The sequence below is a fragment of the Lysinibacillus sp. FSL M8-0216 genome (assembly GCF_038595555.1).
GTDB lineage: Bacteria > Bacillota > Bacilli > Bacillales_A > Planococcaceae > Lysinibacillus > Lysinibacillus fusiformis.
In genome coordinates, this window is the sequence record NZ_CP152007.1 from 1,322,465 (window position 1) to 1,340,034 (window position 17,570).

Sequence of the window (17,570 nt, forward strand, 5' to 3'; positions counted from 1 at the left end):
TTATTCCACAATTAATATTCGAGGTGAAGTCTTAGCTATAACTTTTGTAGAGACCCAGCCGCCAAAACAAGCTGCCATTACACTTACAAGGCTTATTCCGATACTCATCGGCCAGTTGATCACAAGCGGAAGTTCAAGTAAGCCGTATTCTAAAATAATGGAATGGAGAGCAAGTGGAATTAATTTTATACCGATAATAAATCCTCCGATTGCGCCGAAAATAGAAAGAATTAAAATACCGGATGTAATCGACCACCTAATATTTGGAGAGGTCATTCCAATGGATTTATAAATTCCATACGTACTACTTTCTTTTCTAACATTAATTCTCGATACACTAAAAATAATGATGCATGTTACGATGATAAATAAAAAGCCAACGATTGAAAGTGGGATAACTAATACGGCTGCAACTTCTTTAAAAACAGCATCTAGTAATACTTGTTGTGTGACTGCTGATATAGAGCTTTTAAAGTGAGCATTCAAATCCTCGACAATTTGAGGAGCGGATGTTACATCTAATAGATTCATCATACTAATTTCAGAAGCAGAATAGGTAGCGTTATAAACTTTAATAACATCTGCTGAAATTCTCGCTGAGTTGGACATATTTGCTATAGATTGATAGATTCCTGTAATGATCAGAAAGTGCTGCTTCCCCTCAATGTAAACTTCTACAATATCTCCAATATTTTTATTTAAAGACCGCGCGACATTAATGCCGATAGCTATCTCATTTTTACTGACAGGATTACGTCCAAACATGGTTTCATAGCCAACGGCATCAAAGCTACCCTCAATGACATTGACACTGATATTTAATGGCGAATTGTTGTCGTTAGGAAGTACTCCCGTTAATTGATCTAGCCATGCATAATCTTTAATACGTTCATCTTCCAGTAAAAAATCTTCAAATTGTTGTTTTGAAAATGTCTCTTTATTAAATACGGTTACTACTACATGTGATGCATCATACCCCCACGAGGGTGAAGTCTCTTTGATGGAGATAAAACTATTCAATATGACCACACTAAAGACGAGTATGGCAGATGTTATAGAGGTAAGCGCTATAATTAGTATGGAACTTTTTAAATTTTTTGTTATGCTTTTCAGTCCAATTTGAAGTTGAATAGGTAGATTAGATAAACGAAATAGTCTACTCGAGCTGCTTCTACGACGATTTATTTTACTATTTGCACTTTCCGACATACCATATTTGATTGCTTGGACAGGTTCCACCTTGCGTGCCTTGTTCGAGTAGAAAAAGGCGGTGAGTAGCACAATCCCAAATAGGATGAGGGCAATTAGCACGGTTAGTCGAGTATCTTGGTGAATGGCTAAATGATTTCCTGCTTTAAGGTAGGATAAGGAGCTTTCTATAATGATTCTGGAAAGAAATTTACTTACGATGAGTCCAGGTATGATCGAGAAAGCAGATAACAAGCCAAATTGTAATACGTAAGTAGCACTTATCTGTAGAGACGATAGACCGAGAGATTTCATAACGCCTATTGTTCTGTAGTTCGCTAAAATGGCGTCGGAAATGCTAAAACCAATGATAAATAAAGATACCAGAAGCATAGCTATACCAAAGGCAATCATGATAAAACCAATGATTTTATTAATAATTAAATAAAAAGAAGCTATTTCTTCATATTCCATTTTAGATTCGAGATAAGGTCCTTGCAGATAGTTTTCAAAATCACGCCAATAGCTAGAGCTTTGCTGATAATCGTCAAAGCGTAGTGCCATCATGTATTGTTCAGTACCGATCATGGATGCTAAATGCAACTGATAGTCAATATTGTTCATCCAAATACGAGCGTTTGTTGTAAAAGGACCACCATAGGGCATATCTACTACAACACCTGAAACCATTAAGCTAAACGTTCTCTCACCTGTATTAAATTCAATTGCATCGCCAAGTGAAATGTGAGCACTTGATGCCAATGAGGTAGGAATCCATATGGTCCCTTTAGGTGGAGATGTTTGCTTTTCTCCCTCAGAAAATAATAATTGATCGATCATTGAAGGCATTTTTTGCGTATCCATCATAAATAAATAGAGATTGGGCATTTCTTTCCCATCGAAGGTAATTCCAGATAAATTTCTATAGGGTATTAAGTCGGAGGAAGTTACCCCTTGCTGCTCCTGCCACCAATCGTTTACGGCAAAAGGGTTATGAACATCATCACCCATTGTTAAAATTTGATGGGCACCATTTGAATCAAAATGGGCTTTTTCAAAAATATTGTTCGTATTTATTAGTATGGTTACAGAAGTAGCGAGTAAAAGCGTTGATAGGAAAATAAGGACAACCATCAGACTATTTTGCAATTTTCTTTTTCTTAAATGGGAGGAACAAAGAGTGACAATTGCGTACATCGACTACTCCTTTCCAGCAACATAAGAAAAGATAATATGTTCTCGCTCTTGTATATTAAGATGATCATATTTTTCGAAGTTTAATACCCCATCTATTTTTCCATCTTGAATGATAATAAGACGATTTGCACGACAAGCTGCCTTTATATCATGGGTTATCATAACAACAGATTGCCCTTTTCTATTTAAATTAGTTAAGATATCTAATACGGCTACCCCTTGATCGTAATTTAAACTACCAGTTGGTTCATCCGCAAAAAGCACTTCAGGATTATTAACCAATGCTCTAGCTATTGCAGCTCTTTGTTGCTGACCACCTGATGTTTGAGAAGGTAAACGATTTCGTTGCTTATCAAGACCCATTAAATGTAGTAGCTGTTCTGCTTTTTGGATAATTACTTTTTTATTAGTTTTGGCGATGTATCCAGGAAGGGCGATATTTTCTAGCAGCGTCAAATCAGGGATGAGATTGCTATTTTGATAGATATAACCAACCTTCTGTGAGCGAAAGGACGCTAGCTTTCTTTCTGAAAAGGTATCTAGCTTATCCCCTTGAAAGTAAATTTCACCTGCCGTAATCGTATCCAGTCCACTTAAAAGATAAAGAAGCGTTGACTTACCAGAACCAGAATTCCCCATAATAACAGTGAAATCCCCCTTATAAATATCAATATTCATATTTTTAATGGCATGGAATTGTTCGCTACCCGTTGAAAAGGTTTTACATACATTTTGGGCTCGTATCAGTACTTCTTTTTCCATAGTAAGGCCTCCTTTTGATTTATTTTCTTTAGTGTAATATGTAATTATTAGTAGGTCCTTATGAAATTATTAATAAATTCTTACAGTCAAAGTAACCTTTTGAACAAAAAAACGTTGTAGTAAACGATTTGAAAGATGTCATAAAAGGAGATGGAAGTTATGCCATTAACATTTGCTCATCCAGCAGCAGTCCTACCTTTTTCTCGAAAAAGTAAATATATTCATTTTTCTGCCTTGGTATTAGGTAGCATGGCTCCAGATTTCGAATACTTTTTAAGGGGACGCCCAATAGGGGAGATTGGTCATACATTTGCAGGGTTCTTTTTATTCAATCTTCCACTCGTACTAATAATCTACTTGATTTATCATCGGTTTATCCATCAACCAATCATGAGCCATTTACCAGAATTTTTACAGGATTTTAATAGCTATCAAATTTCAGGGACTAAAACATGGAAAATCATTGTTTTTAGTTATTCAGCATTATTAGGTATGCTAACCCATGTCATATGGGATTCATTTACACATCAAAATGGGTATATGGTGACCAATCTTCGTTTTCTTTCTCAAACATTTACTTTATTTGGATTTCATATCCCCATTTATAAGTTTTTACAGCACGGAAGTACATTGTTAGGCATTACGCTTATTTTTGGATATATGTATTACAGGGCATCTTTGATCAAACATAATAAAGTGCCGGCGGTATCTCCTCAGAAAAAAATAGTTTTTTGGAGTGCGCTAGCTTTCTTAACGTTTGTTTGTGTATGTCTTTGGCAGTGGATCAATGGCATTCCGTTAAGCAGCTACGGGGTATGGGTTGTCCGTATCATCGATTCATTTTTTTGTAGTGTACTGACCCTTTCCATCTGTTTAGCATATCGGAAAAGAACGATGAACGATAAAAAGACTACCTAAAATGGGAGTCTTTTTACGAGATAGGGAGTGTAAGTGTAAAGGTAGTGCCTTCCTTGTGCTTGCTATTAAATGAAATTGAACCATAGTGTTCCTCCATAATATGCTGACAAATGGATAGGCCAAGCCCCGCTCCTTCGTTTTTAATAGCAGATTCTCTTTCGGCCTGATGACCTCTAAAGTAACGTTCAAAAATAAAGGGCATATCTTCGGGAAGCATCCCATTGCCATTATCTATTACTTGGATATAAAGTGTTTGATCTTCAATATAAGTAGTAATAGTTATGGTATCTCCATTGGAGGTATGCTTTAATGCATTGGTAACAAGGTTGGATATAACCTGCTCTAGCCGTCCCTCATCTACTTGAATAAGGACATTAGGAATCATTGCAGGTTTGATAAAATGAATATTGGTTGTTTGGACATAATAGTGAATCGGCTGCAAAATGTTTGTAAGGACGTCTCGGCTATATTGTTCTTTTAAATGGATGGGGATGTGGCCGAGTTCCTTTAATGTATGAATAAATAAATCATCAATGAGTCTCGACATTTTTTCCGTATTTATCTGCATGATATGAATGTAGGACATAAGTGAATCTTCATCTCGACAAACGCCCTCAGATATAGCGTCCAAATAAGCTTTTATAGTAGTTAGAGGTGTTTTCACATCATGAGAGATATTCGAAATGAGCTTTTTTTGATGTTGCTCCTGTTCATTTCGTTGGATGACTAATTGTTTAATCTCTAATCGCATTTGGTCAAATACGGCATACAATTCACCAAGCTCATCCAATTTCGGATAGCTACTCATTTGTTCGTAATTCCCTTTGACAATTTCCTCGGTGTTTTTTTTCAGCTCATGTAATGGTGTTAAAATGTCTTTCTGTACTTTCCTATTCATATATAGGGCGAAGCATATAATAAAGAAGCTCAGAGCGCCCATCATGACTACTAAAAATAAGTAGTTTGAATTTGGTTGTTTGGATGGAAATAGACTATCTTTGTTTAGGGTAAAAATAGCATTTCCTATTTGTTCATGACTCTCATCATTAACAATAGGAAAAGCAATATTTATTTTTCCCGGTTCTTGTTGTGATGTAAATAAATCATAATGTATATCATTTTTAATTTGAATCGTAGATGTAAGGTCATTCTCTTTTGTATGGAATATTACTTTGCCATCTAGGTGAAGTACGGTCATATCAATTTCTTGGTCATCGCTCATTTGTTGCAGCATACTACGTATCTCGGAATCTCGTTCTAGAATTGAAAGATGATCTTCTATGTACAATAATAACTGGTTCACGGATAATCGAATTTGATTGATGACATATTGATCCTCTGATACTTCTTGAGATTTGTTGGTAGCAAAGAATAGAATAAGAGTTCCTATAAACAATAGTCCAACACAGATGATAAGCGTCCATATCCATTTGTTGATCCATTTTTTTAAGTACATTTGAGTCTCCTATACGTGATTGGATGTACTGAATTTATAACCAACTCCCCAAACGGTTTGAAGATAAACAGGATGAGAAGGATTGATTTCAATTTTTTCTCGAATCCGTCTAATGTAGACTGTAATTGTATTTTCGTCTCCATAGGTGTCATAACCCCAAACTGCATCAAGCAACTGACTTTTGGAGAAGACTTGATTTCTATTTTTAGCTAGAAAAAATAGTAACTCGAACTCTTTTGCTGACAGGGGAATAGGCTTGTTATCGCGCAAAAAAAGATATTCCTGCTTATTAATAATGATATTATCAATGTGAAGGACATCCTTCTGAACGTCATGATCTTGAAGCCATCTATCCTGCCTTCGTAAATGGGCATTAATTCTTGCCACTAGTTCACTTAGTGAAAATGGTTTAGTCATATAATCATCCGCACCAAATCCTAGCCCCAATACTTTATCGGTATCACTCCCTCTAGCACTTAAAATGAGTATTGCCACATTACTATGTTCACGGATCTTACGGCATATTTCGATCCCATCACAATCGGGTAGAGAAAGATCAAGGATCACGAAATCTGGAGCGGATTCTTGCAAATAAAGGATAGCTTCATGGCCAGTTCTTACAATATGTGAATCGAACTGATGAACGCTTAAGTAATCCTTTATAATATTGGCAATATCATTTTCGTCCTCCACAATTAGAACGTTGATGTTCTTCATTAAAATGATCTCTCCTTAATTTAATGTCTAAATCATTTTCTTCTCCGATTAACGAGGAAGAAAAATAAAGTAATGATAAGGAATGCGTAAATGATTATCCAAGCAAAATGCCAGTAAAATACGTTAGGGACTACTTCTATTTGATCGCCAATGCTCATTATTTCTAGTGAAAAATGAACAGGCGGTAGTAGCCACAGGAGACCAGCTTGGATATTGTTTTTTAAAGTAGCGATAACGACAGAAATAATTAGGATACTTATGACACCCCACCAAGTATTTTGCCTATTGTTCACAATCTCTCTTGTGAACAAGGCAGTGAGTGCAATAGCAAGAATCGATAAACTAAAATGAGACAAGAAACCTAATCCTATATGTAATGGTGTTGGTTTTTCGAAAAACGCATCAATGAGAATAGGATAGAAGACTGAAACACAACTTAAGCTAAAAGCAATTAAACCACAAATAATGAAAACTCCAATATTGTAATGTGTTGGACTTTTGGCATGAAGAGTAGTAATCAACTTTTGCCCCTCATCCTCAGCATGAAATAATGTAACAGTAAACCAGCCCATTAAAAAGAACAGAATAAGCGATGTAAATGAATAGCTATCTAATATTGGATTAGGCACAAACGTATAGTTAACGACAAGACAGAGGATGAATATTGTAAAAGGTGGAACGTATTGATAGGTTCTTAAATAATTAATAAATTGATAGCGCAATAAACTGCTCATCTTTTTCGATACCTCCTATTAAAAATGAGAAGAAAATTGTTCTTTTTTGTGATGGCCATTAGCTAAATATTTAATAGAGGCATTTTTTTGTAGTAGTTTTAGCAAAATTTGATCTGAATCCTTTGCCTGCACTATCGATACGATTTCATAATGACCATTCGCTAAAGGTTGTTTTTGTTGAATTTCCATCAAAGGTACAATTTCATCGAGTAATGCTAGGCTTGCAATATCAAATATTAGTCGATATACAGGCTGGCTATTCAAATCCTTTGCTTGAATGAGTTGATTTTCTTGAATAAGTAAAACTGAATCGACAAGACTTTCGAGTAATTTCGTTTCATGGCAAGTTAGGATGATGCTTAGTCCTTTATCTCTTACTGTGGCCAATATTTGTTCGAAATCATTTTGTGCTTTGGCATCAAGCCCCGATAATGGCTCATCCATTATTAGTAAATCTGTTTCTTCTAGCATTGCCTGCATGATCATCACCTTTTGCCTCATTCCTTTTGAGAAGTGGACGATCCTTGTATTTTGAGACTCTTTTAATTGAAACATCTCAAGCAATTCATCTATTTTCTGCAAAAGACGCTTTTTAGGCATACCCCGAATCCGCCCCATATGATAAAGATATTCTTGCGGGGTAAATAAAATATGGGAAGGGGTGACTTCTGGGACATAACCGACTTTTAGCGAAGTTTTATGCGCCACAATTTTACCGCTGTCTGGTTTAATGAAAGCCGCAATAATTTTGAGTAAAGTGCTTTTTCCAGATCCATTTTTTCCGACAAGCGCAATAATTTCTTTGGCTGCAATCGAAAACGATGCATGCTCTAAAACTGTTTTCCCATTAAATTGTTTACTAACGTTTTGTACTTCCAAAATAGTAGCCATCTTCACTCACCTTTATTCTTTAGATAAATCTCGACTATAAAATTATTATAAAGAAATTTGGTCTTTCACTTCAATGAAATTGGATAAATTCCCTATATTTAGATATTATCATACCCGCAATAAAAAAAGTTCTGCCGAATGGAGCAGAACTTTTAACGTTTTATTATAACGAGCGATATTTTTTTAAACTAATAATATTTAAAGTGATGAAAACAATGGCGAAACAAGCAAGTATGCTGAGATTCAGGATAATATCCAGGAAGGCATACCCTTTATACATAACGCCATTCAATGCGTCTGCTGCATAGTAAAGGGGCATGATTCTGCCGATACTTTGAAGCCATTCAGCCATACTATCAAGTGGGAAAATGCCCGAAAAGAATACTTGTGGAACAATAATTAATGGTATAAATTGCATCATTTGAAATTCGGAAGCGGCAAAGCTTGATAATAGCGCACCCAATGATAAGGACACAAGAGCGACTACCATATTAATGAGTAAAACAAGCCAGATAGAGCCTACATGAACAATATCTAGTACATAAATACCAAACAACACGATAATAATCGTTTGTAGAAAGGCAAATAGACCATAGCCGACCATATAACCTACTACAATTTCTGAACGTTTAATCGGTGTGGCGAGTAAACGTTCCAATGTTCCAGAGGTGCGTTCCTTTAACAGGGCAATGCCAGTAATTAAAAAGACAAAGAAAAAGACAAAGAAGCCAATGAGCATGGGACTAAAAATATCGAAAATGGCAGTATCTTCATCACCATACACATAGTCTGTTTTCAAGCTCCTCATTGCGGCTTGTGATGGCTGTAAAATTTGTGCAAGCTGCATGGTTAAAGCTTTTGACTGGGAAGGATCATCATTTAATAAAGTTAATTTACTACTATTTGGCTCTATTTCTAGCCATCCGTCATACTCTTTATCCTGCAGTTGTTTTTTCGTAAAATGATCGTCTACAACAATCGAAAAATCCGCATTTTTAAGTTTCTCTATTAATGGCGTGGGGGCATCGGAGACAACTAGTGTGATCGTCGCTTCGTTACTATTAAAAATAAAGTACATTAATGACAGTACGAGCAGTGGGGCAAAGAACAATAATGCAAGTGTCCGTTTATCTCGTTTCATCTGTTGGATGATTCTTGTTACAATTGCACCCATTCTCATAATACGTCCCCTCCAGCCATTAAAAATACTTCATCAAAATCCTTTGCTTGGTAATGATCCTTTAATGCTTGGGGTGTACCTTGTGCAATAATTCGACCATTTCTTAACATAGCTAATTGATCACATCTTTCTGCCTCATCCATTGCATGAGTCGTTACTAAAATCGTTTTCTGTTCTTGATCTTTTAAACGAATGAGCTCTTGCCAAATTTCTTTTTTGAGGACAGGATCAATTCCTACTGTTGGTTCATCTAAAATCAATAGCTTAGGATCTTGAATAAGGGCAATCGCTAACGATAATCTTCTTTTCATTCCGCCTGAATAATTCCCCACTTTACGTTGTAAATCATCGGTAAGACGGACAAGATTGCCAGCATAGGCAACACGCTCCATTCTTTCGGCTTTCGATAAGGGATAAAGCTTAGCGAAAAAATGTAAATTTTCCTCCCCCGTTAAATCTGTATAAAGAGCATCTGATTGTGCCATATAGCCGATATCTTTCAATAATTGTTGGTGGGGTACAACCAAATTTAATACTTCAACAGTGCCGTTATCAGGTTTCAGCATGCCCATTATCATTTTAATTAACGTTGTTTTACCACAGCCTGATGGACCAAGTAAACCCATTAATTGCCCTTTTGGAATCGTTAAAGAAAGGGGGGCAATAACCTGCTTATGTTGGAAACTTTTTTCAAGGTCTTTTATTAAGATCGCATGGTCGACCATACAAATTTCACTCCTTCACTGAACACAATGTTGATTTGATAAAAATTTTAAGGTAGCATGTGAGCAAATACAATAAACAGTTTGCCAGTATGTGTTAAGTATATGGAGGGAAGTACATTGTCCGTACATGACAAGATGAATTTTGAAACAAAACAAGCCATTAAATCGGCATTGATCCAGCAAGTAGAGGAGGTGGGCTTTGAACGTGTGACAGTAAAAAATTTAGCACTAACAGCCCAAATTAATCGAGGAACCTTTTACTTGCATTACTCAGATAAATATAAAGTAATGGAAGATTTGCAGCAGGAACTGTTGATGGAATTAGAACGCTATGTGAAGTATGTACAACCAGTAGATGCTTTTCAAACATTGAAAATGGGACAACTCTATCAACCGTTCATCAAGGTTATCACCTGCATAAAAGAGCATGCACCCGCCTATCGTATGTTATTAGGTGAACAGGGAAGACCTAGCTTTACACAAAAGATGAAAACCATATTTGGCAATCATATTTTGGACAGATTATCGGTAGTTCGCGAGGAAGTGAAGGACCCGGAATTCCAGCAATACTTACAAGCCTTTATAGCATCTGCCATTTTAGGAGTGATTCAAGAATGGTTGGAAAAGGGCAATGACAATTTAACGGTAGAAGAAATGGTCACGATGCATTTTCGGTTAATGCGATTTTTAGGGAATGTAGTAGCTAGCAGTTAAACACAAAAATCTACATAACGTAGAATGGGCCATGTAGATTTTTGCTCCTTATAAAAACTAGAATAACGCTAAGTATGCGAAATAGAACAATGGGAAAATGAAAAAGAACATGATTGGCATCATTCACATCGCCTACCTCATGTTCTAATTAAGCGTATTCAAATTTATTTTCCATAATAATCATTTAATGCAACTTCCAAGCGTTCTTCTAAGTGTGTAGAAATATAATTTAAAACGAATTGCTCTTTTTCCATTTCAATTTGAGAGGATCTGAACATCCTTTTGAAAAAACTAACTTGATTATTCATTGAAAATTGCTGTAATGCTTCTGTACGTAAGGTAGAAACGATTTCATTTTCGATATGACGCTCTCTAATTTTCTGTACAATTTCCTTGACACCATTTTCTTGTAGCTCGGTAATCTGTTGTTGGAGATTTTCATTTTCTTGTTTTAATTCCGAGGTTTCCTTTTGAATTTCCTCAAACTGAAGGGCCGAATCGGAGGATAATCGTTGAATGTTCTCGGCAAGAAATTCCTGATTAATGTTAACTTGTAATGTTCCATGCTTCTCATCCGGCAAAATCTGAAAGAGCCCTGTTTGAATCATTTGCTGTAGGACATTCCCAAGAACATCAATTTTATTGGATAAATCCCCGGAGTCCATAGTCGTTGCCGTAATTTGATGCCTCAACAGCTGACCATTATCATCAATACCAAGCAATAATTTTATACCCTTCACACGATATTCATCCTTTAATAATAAAATCATTCTTAGCCTTAATATAGCTGGTAAGTCTAAACGGATATTTCCATGCTCATTCGGTGTAGCATTGTCGAAAATGTACTGCTCAAACGGCTTTAAATAGTAGCGAAGCATGGCATCTGTAATATCGAACCAGCCAGCGATTTCTGCTATTGTATAGTGATTAGTTTCATCGATGTTCGTTAAATAATCATCATTGTAGAGGCTCTCCTCTAAAGGCGTATGCTGTAGCGCAACAAACAATGGGTCATCTTGCACAATTCCAAGTACCATCTCTTTTGCATCATTTACTTTAAGCATCCTTTCACACCCCACTTTATTTTTCCCATAACAAAATGTTCCCTATATAGGTTTCTATTCGATTGGTAGCAATTGTATGCCTAATTTGTGTAGGAAATAATCATTAGAACAATGTACCTTTTAACCTTTTATGACTCTTTCGAAAAAAAATAATTTGTCCTAAGAGGAGATGTGTGGAGTTATTGGGAGAGGGGACTTATTGGATGGTTACCATCCAGCTTTATTAGATGAAACTGGTTTGAAAGTATTCGCTATGTTTTAAATAGATAGAGGATTGGCAAGGTATGAATTGAAGCTACAAGGAAGTTGAAAAATGATTCAACCCAATAATTTCAAAGGCTATAAAAAGTTCAAAGTAAAGTCATACACAAATTAACAATAATTAAGATAGATCGTAGTGGAGCGAGTATTTGGGAAATTGATAAAGGGCTTAATTGCCCCTAAGCATCAATGGTTTCAATAAAAAACTTAGTTACCTCAGTTTTTTCAACATTTGTTTTAGCTTCGCAAAATAGTACTATTGCACTTTCCTCATCGTCAAACCATAAATACCTTACTTCTGTACGAAAGCCGCTTTTATCATTATATTCGTATACATCTATGTCCATCTCTTCATCACTTTTCGGTAAGGTAAGGGTACCTTGCATTTGAAAAACTTCGTGTAAAAACTCTGCAGTCTCATCATTAATCTTATTCTCCTCTTTAAGTTTATCGTAGCGAAGATTTACTAGATCAACGAGTGTTTCTTTAGTTAATTGCACTATTTTTTCTTCTAATGTCATGGATAATCATCTCCTAAACTATGAAATAATTAACTAATAGTATACCATGATTTAATTAACTAAACTGACAGTGAGCGAGTTAAAATCTTGATTTTTGAGAAAAAACATCGACACTCTTTTTAGGAAAGAAACATTTAGCGTATATCCGTTCACTTCATTACGACAGTATATATAAAGATAGAAAAGATAGATGACCATTAGTAAATTGAGAATATCAATATTGCACATGAATGAATTGGTGGTCACTAATTACCTAGAGAAAGTATTGAAGAAACTAGTATTTTATCCCTGTTAATTTTGTTGAAATATAGTCAAAACCTCTCTTTTTATGTATATTATTGGTTATGGAGGGAATTATAATGAAGAAAATAACGATTTTATCATTTTTATTTTTATTGAGCTTTTTTGCAATTTTTGCTAATAGTGCAAGTGCGGAATCTGTTTTTAAAGATGTTGAAGAAACCAATCCTAATTACAATGACTTAAAATTTTTATATGATAAAGATTTATTATCTGATTCTGTTGTAGGTAAGAAACAAACTTTTGGCAAAGATAGGAAAGCAACACGAGGTGATGCTATGACTATGATAGGAAAAACAATGGGCTATAAAATGTACACTACATATACTCCATATAAGGATGTAGATTATGATGAAGTATTTAGTGGACACGTTTTAGAATTATCTAAGTTAGGGATTATAAATGGTTATTCTGATGGCACATTCAAGCCTGATGGCAGTCTTACGCGAGGACATCTTGCTTTATTCATTGTTAGAGCATTCGGTAAATATTTGCCTGAGGGTAATCAAGAGTTCAGAGATGTTCCAAAATCAAATGATGCTTACAAAGCTGTAAAAAAATTAGTTGGAGCAGGGATTACAACAGGTTATAGTAATGGAACATTTAAGCCCAATGAACCTTTAACGAAAATGCATTTACATGTGTTTATGGCAAGATTAGTTAAATACTTAGAAGAGCAAAACATAAAAGTACCTTTGAATGATCCTTTGATTGAGAGTACTGAAAGATATAAACCGATTAATGATGCTAAGATAAAATTAGGTTTATCTAAGTCAGAAGTATATGAGTTAATTAAACATCGTATGACTAATAAACAAACTGATAGATGGTATTCTACAAATGTTGGTAGGAATGGTTTAGATGGGAAAACTACTTATGGGTTTTTTGATGGAAAACTTGAAAGTATTACGAATATATATAATTGGAAATCACAAGTGAAAGCATCCAATTCAATTAGAAATATACATGAGATATATTTAGAAGAATATAAGAAAGAATTTGGTGAAAACTATAAAACAAATATAGAAGATGATTTAATTATGACATTTTGGGATAAATCGACTTTCACAATAAAACTAAACACACATATATTAGATGGAAAAATAGATGTAGTCTCACATATTTCTACTGATCCTATACCCTTCTAGTGCAATAAGTGCCTTTACGTTTATATAAACCAAAATATTAACAATATATAAATATTATTAACATTCCTCAATATTATATTTTAAATTCATGCATATAATTAATAGTAGGGGAAGTAAGTTAAGAAGTCTTTCGCTGACGGATCGCCGTATGCGATGAAAGTCGCCTGTGCGGTGAAGGCTCGTTATAAACCTAAAGAAAAAGAAGGATAAGACGAGAATGGCATAGGTGCAGCAATTACAGGAGTAGGAACCCCTTCATCTGTTTTACAAATGGGTGAAACTACTGAATTAATTGCTGCAACAATAGAGTTAGGCACAATTATTTGGTCATCAAACAATCCTAATGTTGTGACAATCAATTCTACCACAGGTAAAATTACTGCTAAAGCTCCTGGTATAGCAACAATTTCGTATGCAAGTAGTAACGGTAAAAAAAATTTTATCAATCTTAACGTACATGGAGAAGCAATGGCAAAAAATCCAACCTATACGCAAGTATTGCAAATGGGCGAAGTAACTACAGCTACAGTGGGAACAGGGTTATCTGCCAGTGCAACAAACAAAAGCTTTGTATCTAGTACAACGAGTGTGGCAACGGTTAATGCTACGACAGGTCAATTAACTGCAATAAGTCCAGGAAGTTCTGTTATTACGTATGTAGGGAAGGACAATAATGGAGTAGTAGTAGAAAAAGGAACGATAACGGTGACAGTTTATTCCCAAGCAGCAGTGGGTGCAGTACCGACAGTTTCAGCACCATTTTCAGTTATCGGATGGGGCTCGGCGGCAACAGGTTTTACGACTCCAGTTACTGGTCAATCTATCATTTGGACAGCAAACAATGGAACAGGTTCTGCTTTTATCCACCCGAGTACTGGGGCTATCAGAGGTGTAACAGCCGGTGATGTAACTGTAGCCTATAAAATTGTGGATATTAACACAAAAGTAGTGGTCTACAAGTCCGCTCCAGTATCGATTTCAATTCCTGATACACCAAGAGTAAATATTTCAGCACCATATGTTGATGAAGGGACTATTGGTGGAACTTATTCATCATCAACTAATGTAAATTTGACAGGTGTAATAGTAGGAGAAGATAACGCAATTGTCCTGTTTAGTAATCCAAGAAGTAACGATATAAATATTGCAACTGCAGTGATTGTGGGTCCAAATCCATCGGGGCATGTTTTTTTGAACGTGGAAAAAAAGGGTGTTGGCGCAGTTCAAATAACATTTGATTACACGGATAGCAACAACAAAACGGGCACGATGACCTGGACGTTTAATTTCCAATAAAACTATAGATAAAGAATGCTTCAACGTTTTCTTTTGCCTTCCACAAATCTGTGGAGGGTTTTTTTGCTTTTTTGTAGGATATATATTTCTATATCAATCAAGAACAAATGTGACGGAGGGCTCGGGGCTTGGACTAGCGATTGCCAAAAGCATCGTGGAGCTTCACGGAGGAACAATTCACGCGAAATACAAGAACGAAACATTGTACTTTGTTATCTCACTGCCCTTTACGACGTAACTAATTTGTCCAAAGTGGATAAATGGTTATAGCATGATGTGGTTGTTCATGGCTGGCAAGCATATCCTGCATGGCAGCTAAAAAAGCAGTGTTTTTAATTAATATTTGAATTTCTGTCTGTTTGTATTGCTTTTGAAAATCAATAATATAATCTCTAATGATTGAAAGGTTGTAGTGACTGTTAATTTCCACTTCAACGAAAAATGGCAATGTTAAATCAGGAAGCTTGGTACTACCACCGCGGCGAATCCAAACAGCTTCTTGTACATAATAACGGATGGGTAGTTGACGGTTACTGGCAATAAAAATATCCATAAAAAGCCCCCTTCTATGTCTATTTCAAGCCTAAAGGAAAATTCCTCAGTCGTCAAAAGAAAACATGTGGAAATCTTAACAGCAATTTTCTCATGTTTTTTTGTTTGCTTTTTGTAGAATTTTGTTTGATTATGTCCGTTTTTTGGACTAATTGTAAAGGTAGTGTAAACATTTATTTAATCCATTGTAAATGATATGTACAGAAAGCTTAAAACTATTAATAATAAAGTCTGACAACAAGGAAAGGGTTGAATAGATTGGATATCAATATACAGGAGATGATTTTCCAATTTCTTGGAGGGTTAGGCTTATTTCTTTTTGCTATTAAATTTATGGGAGATGGTTTACAGAAGGCTGCTGGTGACCGTCTACGAGATATTTTAGATAAATTTACAACAAATCCATTAATGGGTGTACTAGTTGGTATTATTGTTACGGTTCTTATACAGTCCAGTTCAGGAACCACTGTTATTACAGTAGGGCTAGTAAGTGCTGGACTTATGAAATTGCGCCAAGCAATCGGCGTTATTATGGGTGCCAATATTGGAACAACTATTACTGCCTTTATAATAGGGATTGACGTAGGTGCATATGCATATCCCATTATGGCAGTGGGTGCCATTTGCTTATTTTTCTTTAAGAAAAGTATCATTCAAAATATTGGACAAGTACTTTTCGGGTTTGCCGGTTTATTTATTGGTTTAGAGCTCATGAGTGGTGGGATGAAGCCCCTTCGTGATTGGCAACCATTTTTAGATTTGACTGTCCAAATGTCCGATGTACCGATTTTAGGTGTACTAGTTGGGACAATATTTACGTTAATTGTTCAATCTTCTTCTGCTACAGTAGGTATTTTACAAGGACTTTATGCTGAGGACTTAATTTCTTTACACGGAGCATTACCTGTTTTGTTTGGAGATAATATTGGAACAACTATTACTGCCATCTTAGCGGCTTTAGGTGCTTCTATAGCAGCAAAAAGAGCTGCTGCCACTCATTTACTATTTAACGTAGTGGGTACGATTATCTTTATGCTGATACTTGGCTTATTTACGAACTATGTAGAATGGATTGCTGGGTTGCTTAATTTAGAACCAAAAATGCAAATAGCCTTTGCTCATGGAACTTTTAATGTCATTAATACGCTCGTTCAACTGCCGTTTATTGGCGTTTGGGCATATGTCGTAACAAAATTAATTCCTGGTGAAGATTCAGTCATCGAATATAAACCAAAATTTTTGGATAAAAATTTAATTGTCAAGTCACCTTCAATTGCACTAGGCCAAGCAAAAATGGAAGTCGTGCGTATGGGGGAATATAGTATTCTAGGATTAGAAGAAACGTTAACGATTTTAAAAACAGCTGACACAAAATTGGTAGGCAAGGTCGAACAATTGGAAGAAGCTATCAATAATTTAGATCGGAAATCCACAGACTATTTAATAGAGTTATCCAAGCAATCTCTATCGAACCATGATTCAAAACTACACCACGCTTTGTTTGACAATATTCGTGATATCGAGCGTATTGGTGACCATGTAGAAAATATTATCGAGCTTCTTCAATATAAAGATAGCAACCGCGTCCGCTTAAGTGATCAAGCACTGAAAGAGTTAGAAGATATGTTTATTTTTACATTAGAAACTGTAAAAGTCGCTATTGAATCTCTTGACAAGCAGGATTTATCTTTAGCACAGCAAGTGATAGAAAAGGAAAATGAAATAGATAATATGGAGAGACGTTTACGTAAATTGCATATTAAACGATTAAATGAAGGTGTGTGCTCGGGTTCAGCGGGCATTGTATTTGCTGATATCGTAAGTAATTTGGAAAGAATCGGAGATCATGCATCCAACATAGCGGAAACGGTTATTTCCTAAAATGAGCTGTTCAGTAGCGTAAAAACTACTGAACAGCTTTTTAATTAAGTCATATTCAAAGTGGT

The 17,570-nt window shown here is 35.5% G+C and carries 16 protein-coding genes and 1 pseudogene; 6 read left to right on the forward strand and 11 right to left on the reverse strand.

What is annotated here, in order from left to right:
• The gene (locus MKX57_RS06215) at positions 1 to 2,385 is read right to left on the reverse strand and encodes an FtsX-like permease family protein (RefSeq protein WP_342532351.1); all 2,385 of its coding nucleotides are present in this window, start codon (positions 2,383 to 2,385) and stop codon (positions 1 to 3) included.
• 3 nt (positions 2,386 to 2,388) lie between these two features.
• Complete coding sequence (locus tag MKX57_RS06220; RefSeq protein WP_089985443.1) at positions 2,389 to 3,147, reverse strand: ABC transporter ATP-binding protein; 759 nt, start codon at positions 3,145 to 3,147, stop codon at positions 2,389 to 2,391.
• 159 nt (positions 3,148 to 3,306) lie between these two features.
• Here MKX57_RS06220 and MKX57_RS06225 point away from each other — a divergent pair, with 159 nt between their 5' ends.
• Entirely contained in the window at positions 3,307 to 4,065 is a 759-nt protein-coding gene (locus MKX57_RS06225) for a DUF4184 family protein (RefSeq protein WP_220388013.1), read from the forward strand.
• Positions 4,066 to 4,078: 13 nt separating this feature from the next.
• Here MKX57_RS06225 and MKX57_RS06230 read toward each other — a convergent pair whose 3' ends face one another.
• The 6 genes from MKX57_RS06230 to MKX57_RS06255 form a co-directional block, all read right to left on the reverse strand.
• Positions 4,079 to 5,521 (reverse strand): HAMP domain-containing sensor histidine kinase, encoded by a 1,443-nt coding sequence (locus MKX57_RS06230; RefSeq protein WP_342550847.1) that lies wholly within the window; start codon positions 5,519 to 5,521, stop codon positions 4,079 to 4,081.
• A gap of 9 nt (positions 5,522 to 5,530) precedes the next feature.
• Positions 5,531 to 6,244, reverse strand: a complete 714-nt coding sequence (locus tag MKX57_RS06235; protein WP_085961711.1) for a response regulator transcription factor — start codon at positions 6,242 to 6,244, stop codon at positions 5,531 to 5,533.
• Positions 6,245 to 6,270: 26 nt separating this feature from the next.
• Complete coding sequence (locus MKX57_RS06240) at positions 6,271 to 6,972, reverse strand: resistance to Congo red protein (RefSeq protein ID WP_043989765.1); 702 nt, start codon at positions 6,970 to 6,972, stop codon at positions 6,271 to 6,273.
• 18 nt (positions 6,973 to 6,990) lie between these two features.
• Positions 6,991 to 7,863 carry an ABC transporter ATP-binding protein gene (locus tag MKX57_RS06245; protein ID WP_008174539.1) on the reverse strand — a complete coding sequence of 291 codons (873 nt, stop codon included), beginning with the start codon at positions 7,861 to 7,863 and terminating at the stop codon, positions 6,991 to 6,993.
• Positions 7,864 to 8,026: 163 nt separating this feature from the next.
• A complete protein-coding gene (locus tag MKX57_RS06250; RefSeq protein ID WP_089985447.1) occupies positions 8,027 to 9,043 on the reverse strand; it encodes an ABC transporter permease in 1,017 nt (338 codons plus the stop codon).
• The gene (locus tag MKX57_RS06255; protein ID WP_090001109.1) at positions 9,040 to 9,768 is read right to left on the reverse strand and encodes an ABC transporter ATP-binding protein; all 729 of its coding nucleotides are present in this window, start codon (positions 9,766 to 9,768) and stop codon (positions 9,040 to 9,042) included. Before MKX57_RS06255 ends, MKX57_RS06250 begins: the two co-directional genes overlap by 4 nt.
• A gap of 117 nt (positions 9,769 to 9,885) precedes the next feature.
• On the opposite strand from MKX57_RS06255, the gene MKX57_RS06260 reads away from it, so the two are divergent.
• Positions 9,886 to 10,482 (forward strand): TetR/AcrR family transcriptional regulator, encoded by a 597-nt coding sequence (locus MKX57_RS06260; protein WP_342550848.1) that lies wholly within the window; start codon positions 9,886 to 9,888, stop codon positions 10,480 to 10,482.
• Positions 10,483 to 10,646: 164 nt separating this feature from the next.
• Here MKX57_RS06260 and MKX57_RS06265 read toward each other — a convergent pair whose 3' ends face one another.
• Together MKX57_RS06265 and MKX57_RS06270 are read right to left on the reverse strand one after the other, a co-directional pair.
• Positions 10,647 to 11,546, reverse strand: a complete 900-nt coding sequence (locus MKX57_RS06265; RefSeq protein ID WP_008174535.1) for a hypothetical protein — start codon at positions 11,544 to 11,546, stop codon at positions 10,647 to 10,649.
• A gap of 440 nt (positions 11,547 to 11,986) precedes the next feature.
• Positions 11,987 to 12,328, reverse strand: a complete 342-nt coding sequence (locus MKX57_RS06270) for a hypothetical protein (RefSeq protein WP_090001113.1) — start codon at positions 12,326 to 12,328, stop codon at positions 11,987 to 11,989.
• A gap of 359 nt (positions 12,329 to 12,687) precedes the next feature.
• Between MKX57_RS06270 and MKX57_RS06275 the strand changes: the two genes are divergently transcribed.
• From MKX57_RS06275 to MKX57_RS06285, 3 genes and pseudogenes are all read left to right on the forward strand, one after another.
• Positions 12,688 to 13,776: an S-layer homology domain-containing protein gene (locus MKX57_RS06275; RefSeq protein WP_342550849.1), complete on the forward strand. Its 1,089-nt coding sequence runs from the start codon at positions 12,688 to 12,690 to the stop codon at positions 13,774 to 13,776.
• A 270-nt stretch (positions 13,777 to 14,046) separates the two neighbouring features.
• Positions 14,047 to 15,072, forward strand: a complete 1,026-nt coding sequence (locus MKX57_RS06280) for a hypothetical protein (RefSeq protein WP_089985455.1) — start codon at positions 14,047 to 14,049, stop codon at positions 15,070 to 15,072.
• 94 nt (positions 15,073 to 15,166) lie between these two features.
• A pseudogene (locus MKX57_RS06285) lies at positions 15,167 to 15,310 on the forward strand (ATP-binding protein); the annotation flags it as partial.
• Here MKX57_RS06285 and MKX57_RS06290 read toward each other — a convergent pair.
• Complete coding sequence (locus tag MKX57_RS06290; RefSeq protein ID WP_008174498.1) at positions 15,311 to 15,625, reverse strand: hypothetical protein; 315 nt, start codon at positions 15,623 to 15,625, stop codon at positions 15,311 to 15,313.
• A 278-nt stretch (positions 15,626 to 15,903) separates the two neighbouring features.
• Here MKX57_RS06290 and MKX57_RS06295 point away from each other — a divergent pair, with 278 nt between their 5' ends.
• Positions 15,904 to 17,505 (forward strand): Na/Pi cotransporter family protein, encoded by a 1,602-nt coding sequence (locus MKX57_RS06295; protein WP_171365314.1) that lies wholly within the window; start codon positions 15,904 to 15,906, stop codon positions 17,503 to 17,505.
• Positions 17,506 to 17,570: the final 65 nt, after the last annotated feature.

Bases quoted from the DNA above. Each gene is read 5' to 3' on its own strand.
- MKX57_RS06225 (WP_220388013.1), top strand. From the start codon at position 3,307: ATGCCATTAACATTTGCTCATCCAGCAGCAGTCCTACCTTTTTCTCGA.
- MKX57_RS06290 (WP_008174498.1), bottom strand. From the start codon at position 15,625: ATGGATATTTTTATTGCCAGTAACCGTCAACTACCCATCCGTTATTAT.
- MKX57_RS06245 (WP_008174539.1), bottom strand. From the start codon at position 7,863: ATGGCTACTATTTTGGAAGTACAAAACGTTAGTAAACAATTTAATGGG.
- MKX57_RS06250 (WP_089985447.1), bottom strand. From the start codon at position 9,043: ATGAGAATGGGTGCAATTGTAACAAGAATCATCCAACAGATGAAACGA.
- MKX57_RS06230 (WP_342550847.1), bottom strand. From the start codon at position 5,521: ATGTACTTAAAAAAATGGATCAACAAATGGATATGGACGCTTATCATC.
- MKX57_RS06275 (WP_342550849.1), top strand. From the start codon at position 12,688: ATGAAGAAAATAACGATTTTATCATTTTTATTTTTATTGAGCTTTTTT.
- MKX57_RS06215 (WP_342532351.1), bottom strand. From the start codon at position 2,385: ATGTACGCAATTGTCACTCTTTGTTCCTCCCATTTAAGAAAAAGAAAA.
- MKX57_RS06270 (WP_090001113.1), bottom strand. From the start codon at position 12,328: ATGACATTAGAAGAAAAAATAGTGCAATTAACTAAAGAAACACTCGTT.
- MKX57_RS06265 (WP_008174535.1), bottom strand. From the start codon at position 11,546: ATGCTTAAAGTAAATGATGCAAAAGAGATGGTACTTGGAATTGTGCAA.
- MKX57_RS06255 (WP_090001109.1), bottom strand. From the start codon at position 9,768: ATGGTCGACCATGCGATCTTAATAAAAGACCTTGAAAAAAGTTTCCAA.
- MKX57_RS06295 (WP_171365314.1), top strand. From the start codon at position 15,904: ATGATTTTCCAATTTCTTGGAGGGTTAGGCTTATTTCTTTTTGCTATT.
- MKX57_RS06220 (WP_089985443.1), bottom strand. From the start codon at position 3,147: ATGGAAAAAGAAGTACTGATACGAGCCCAAAATGTATGTAAAACCTTT.
- MKX57_RS06240 (WP_043989765.1), bottom strand. From the start codon at position 6,972: ATGAGCAGTTTATTGCGCTATCAATTTATTAATTATTTAAGAACCTAT.
- MKX57_RS06280 (WP_089985455.1), top strand. From the start codon at position 14,047: ATGGGTGAAACTACTGAATTAATTGCTGCAACAATAGAGTTAGGCACA.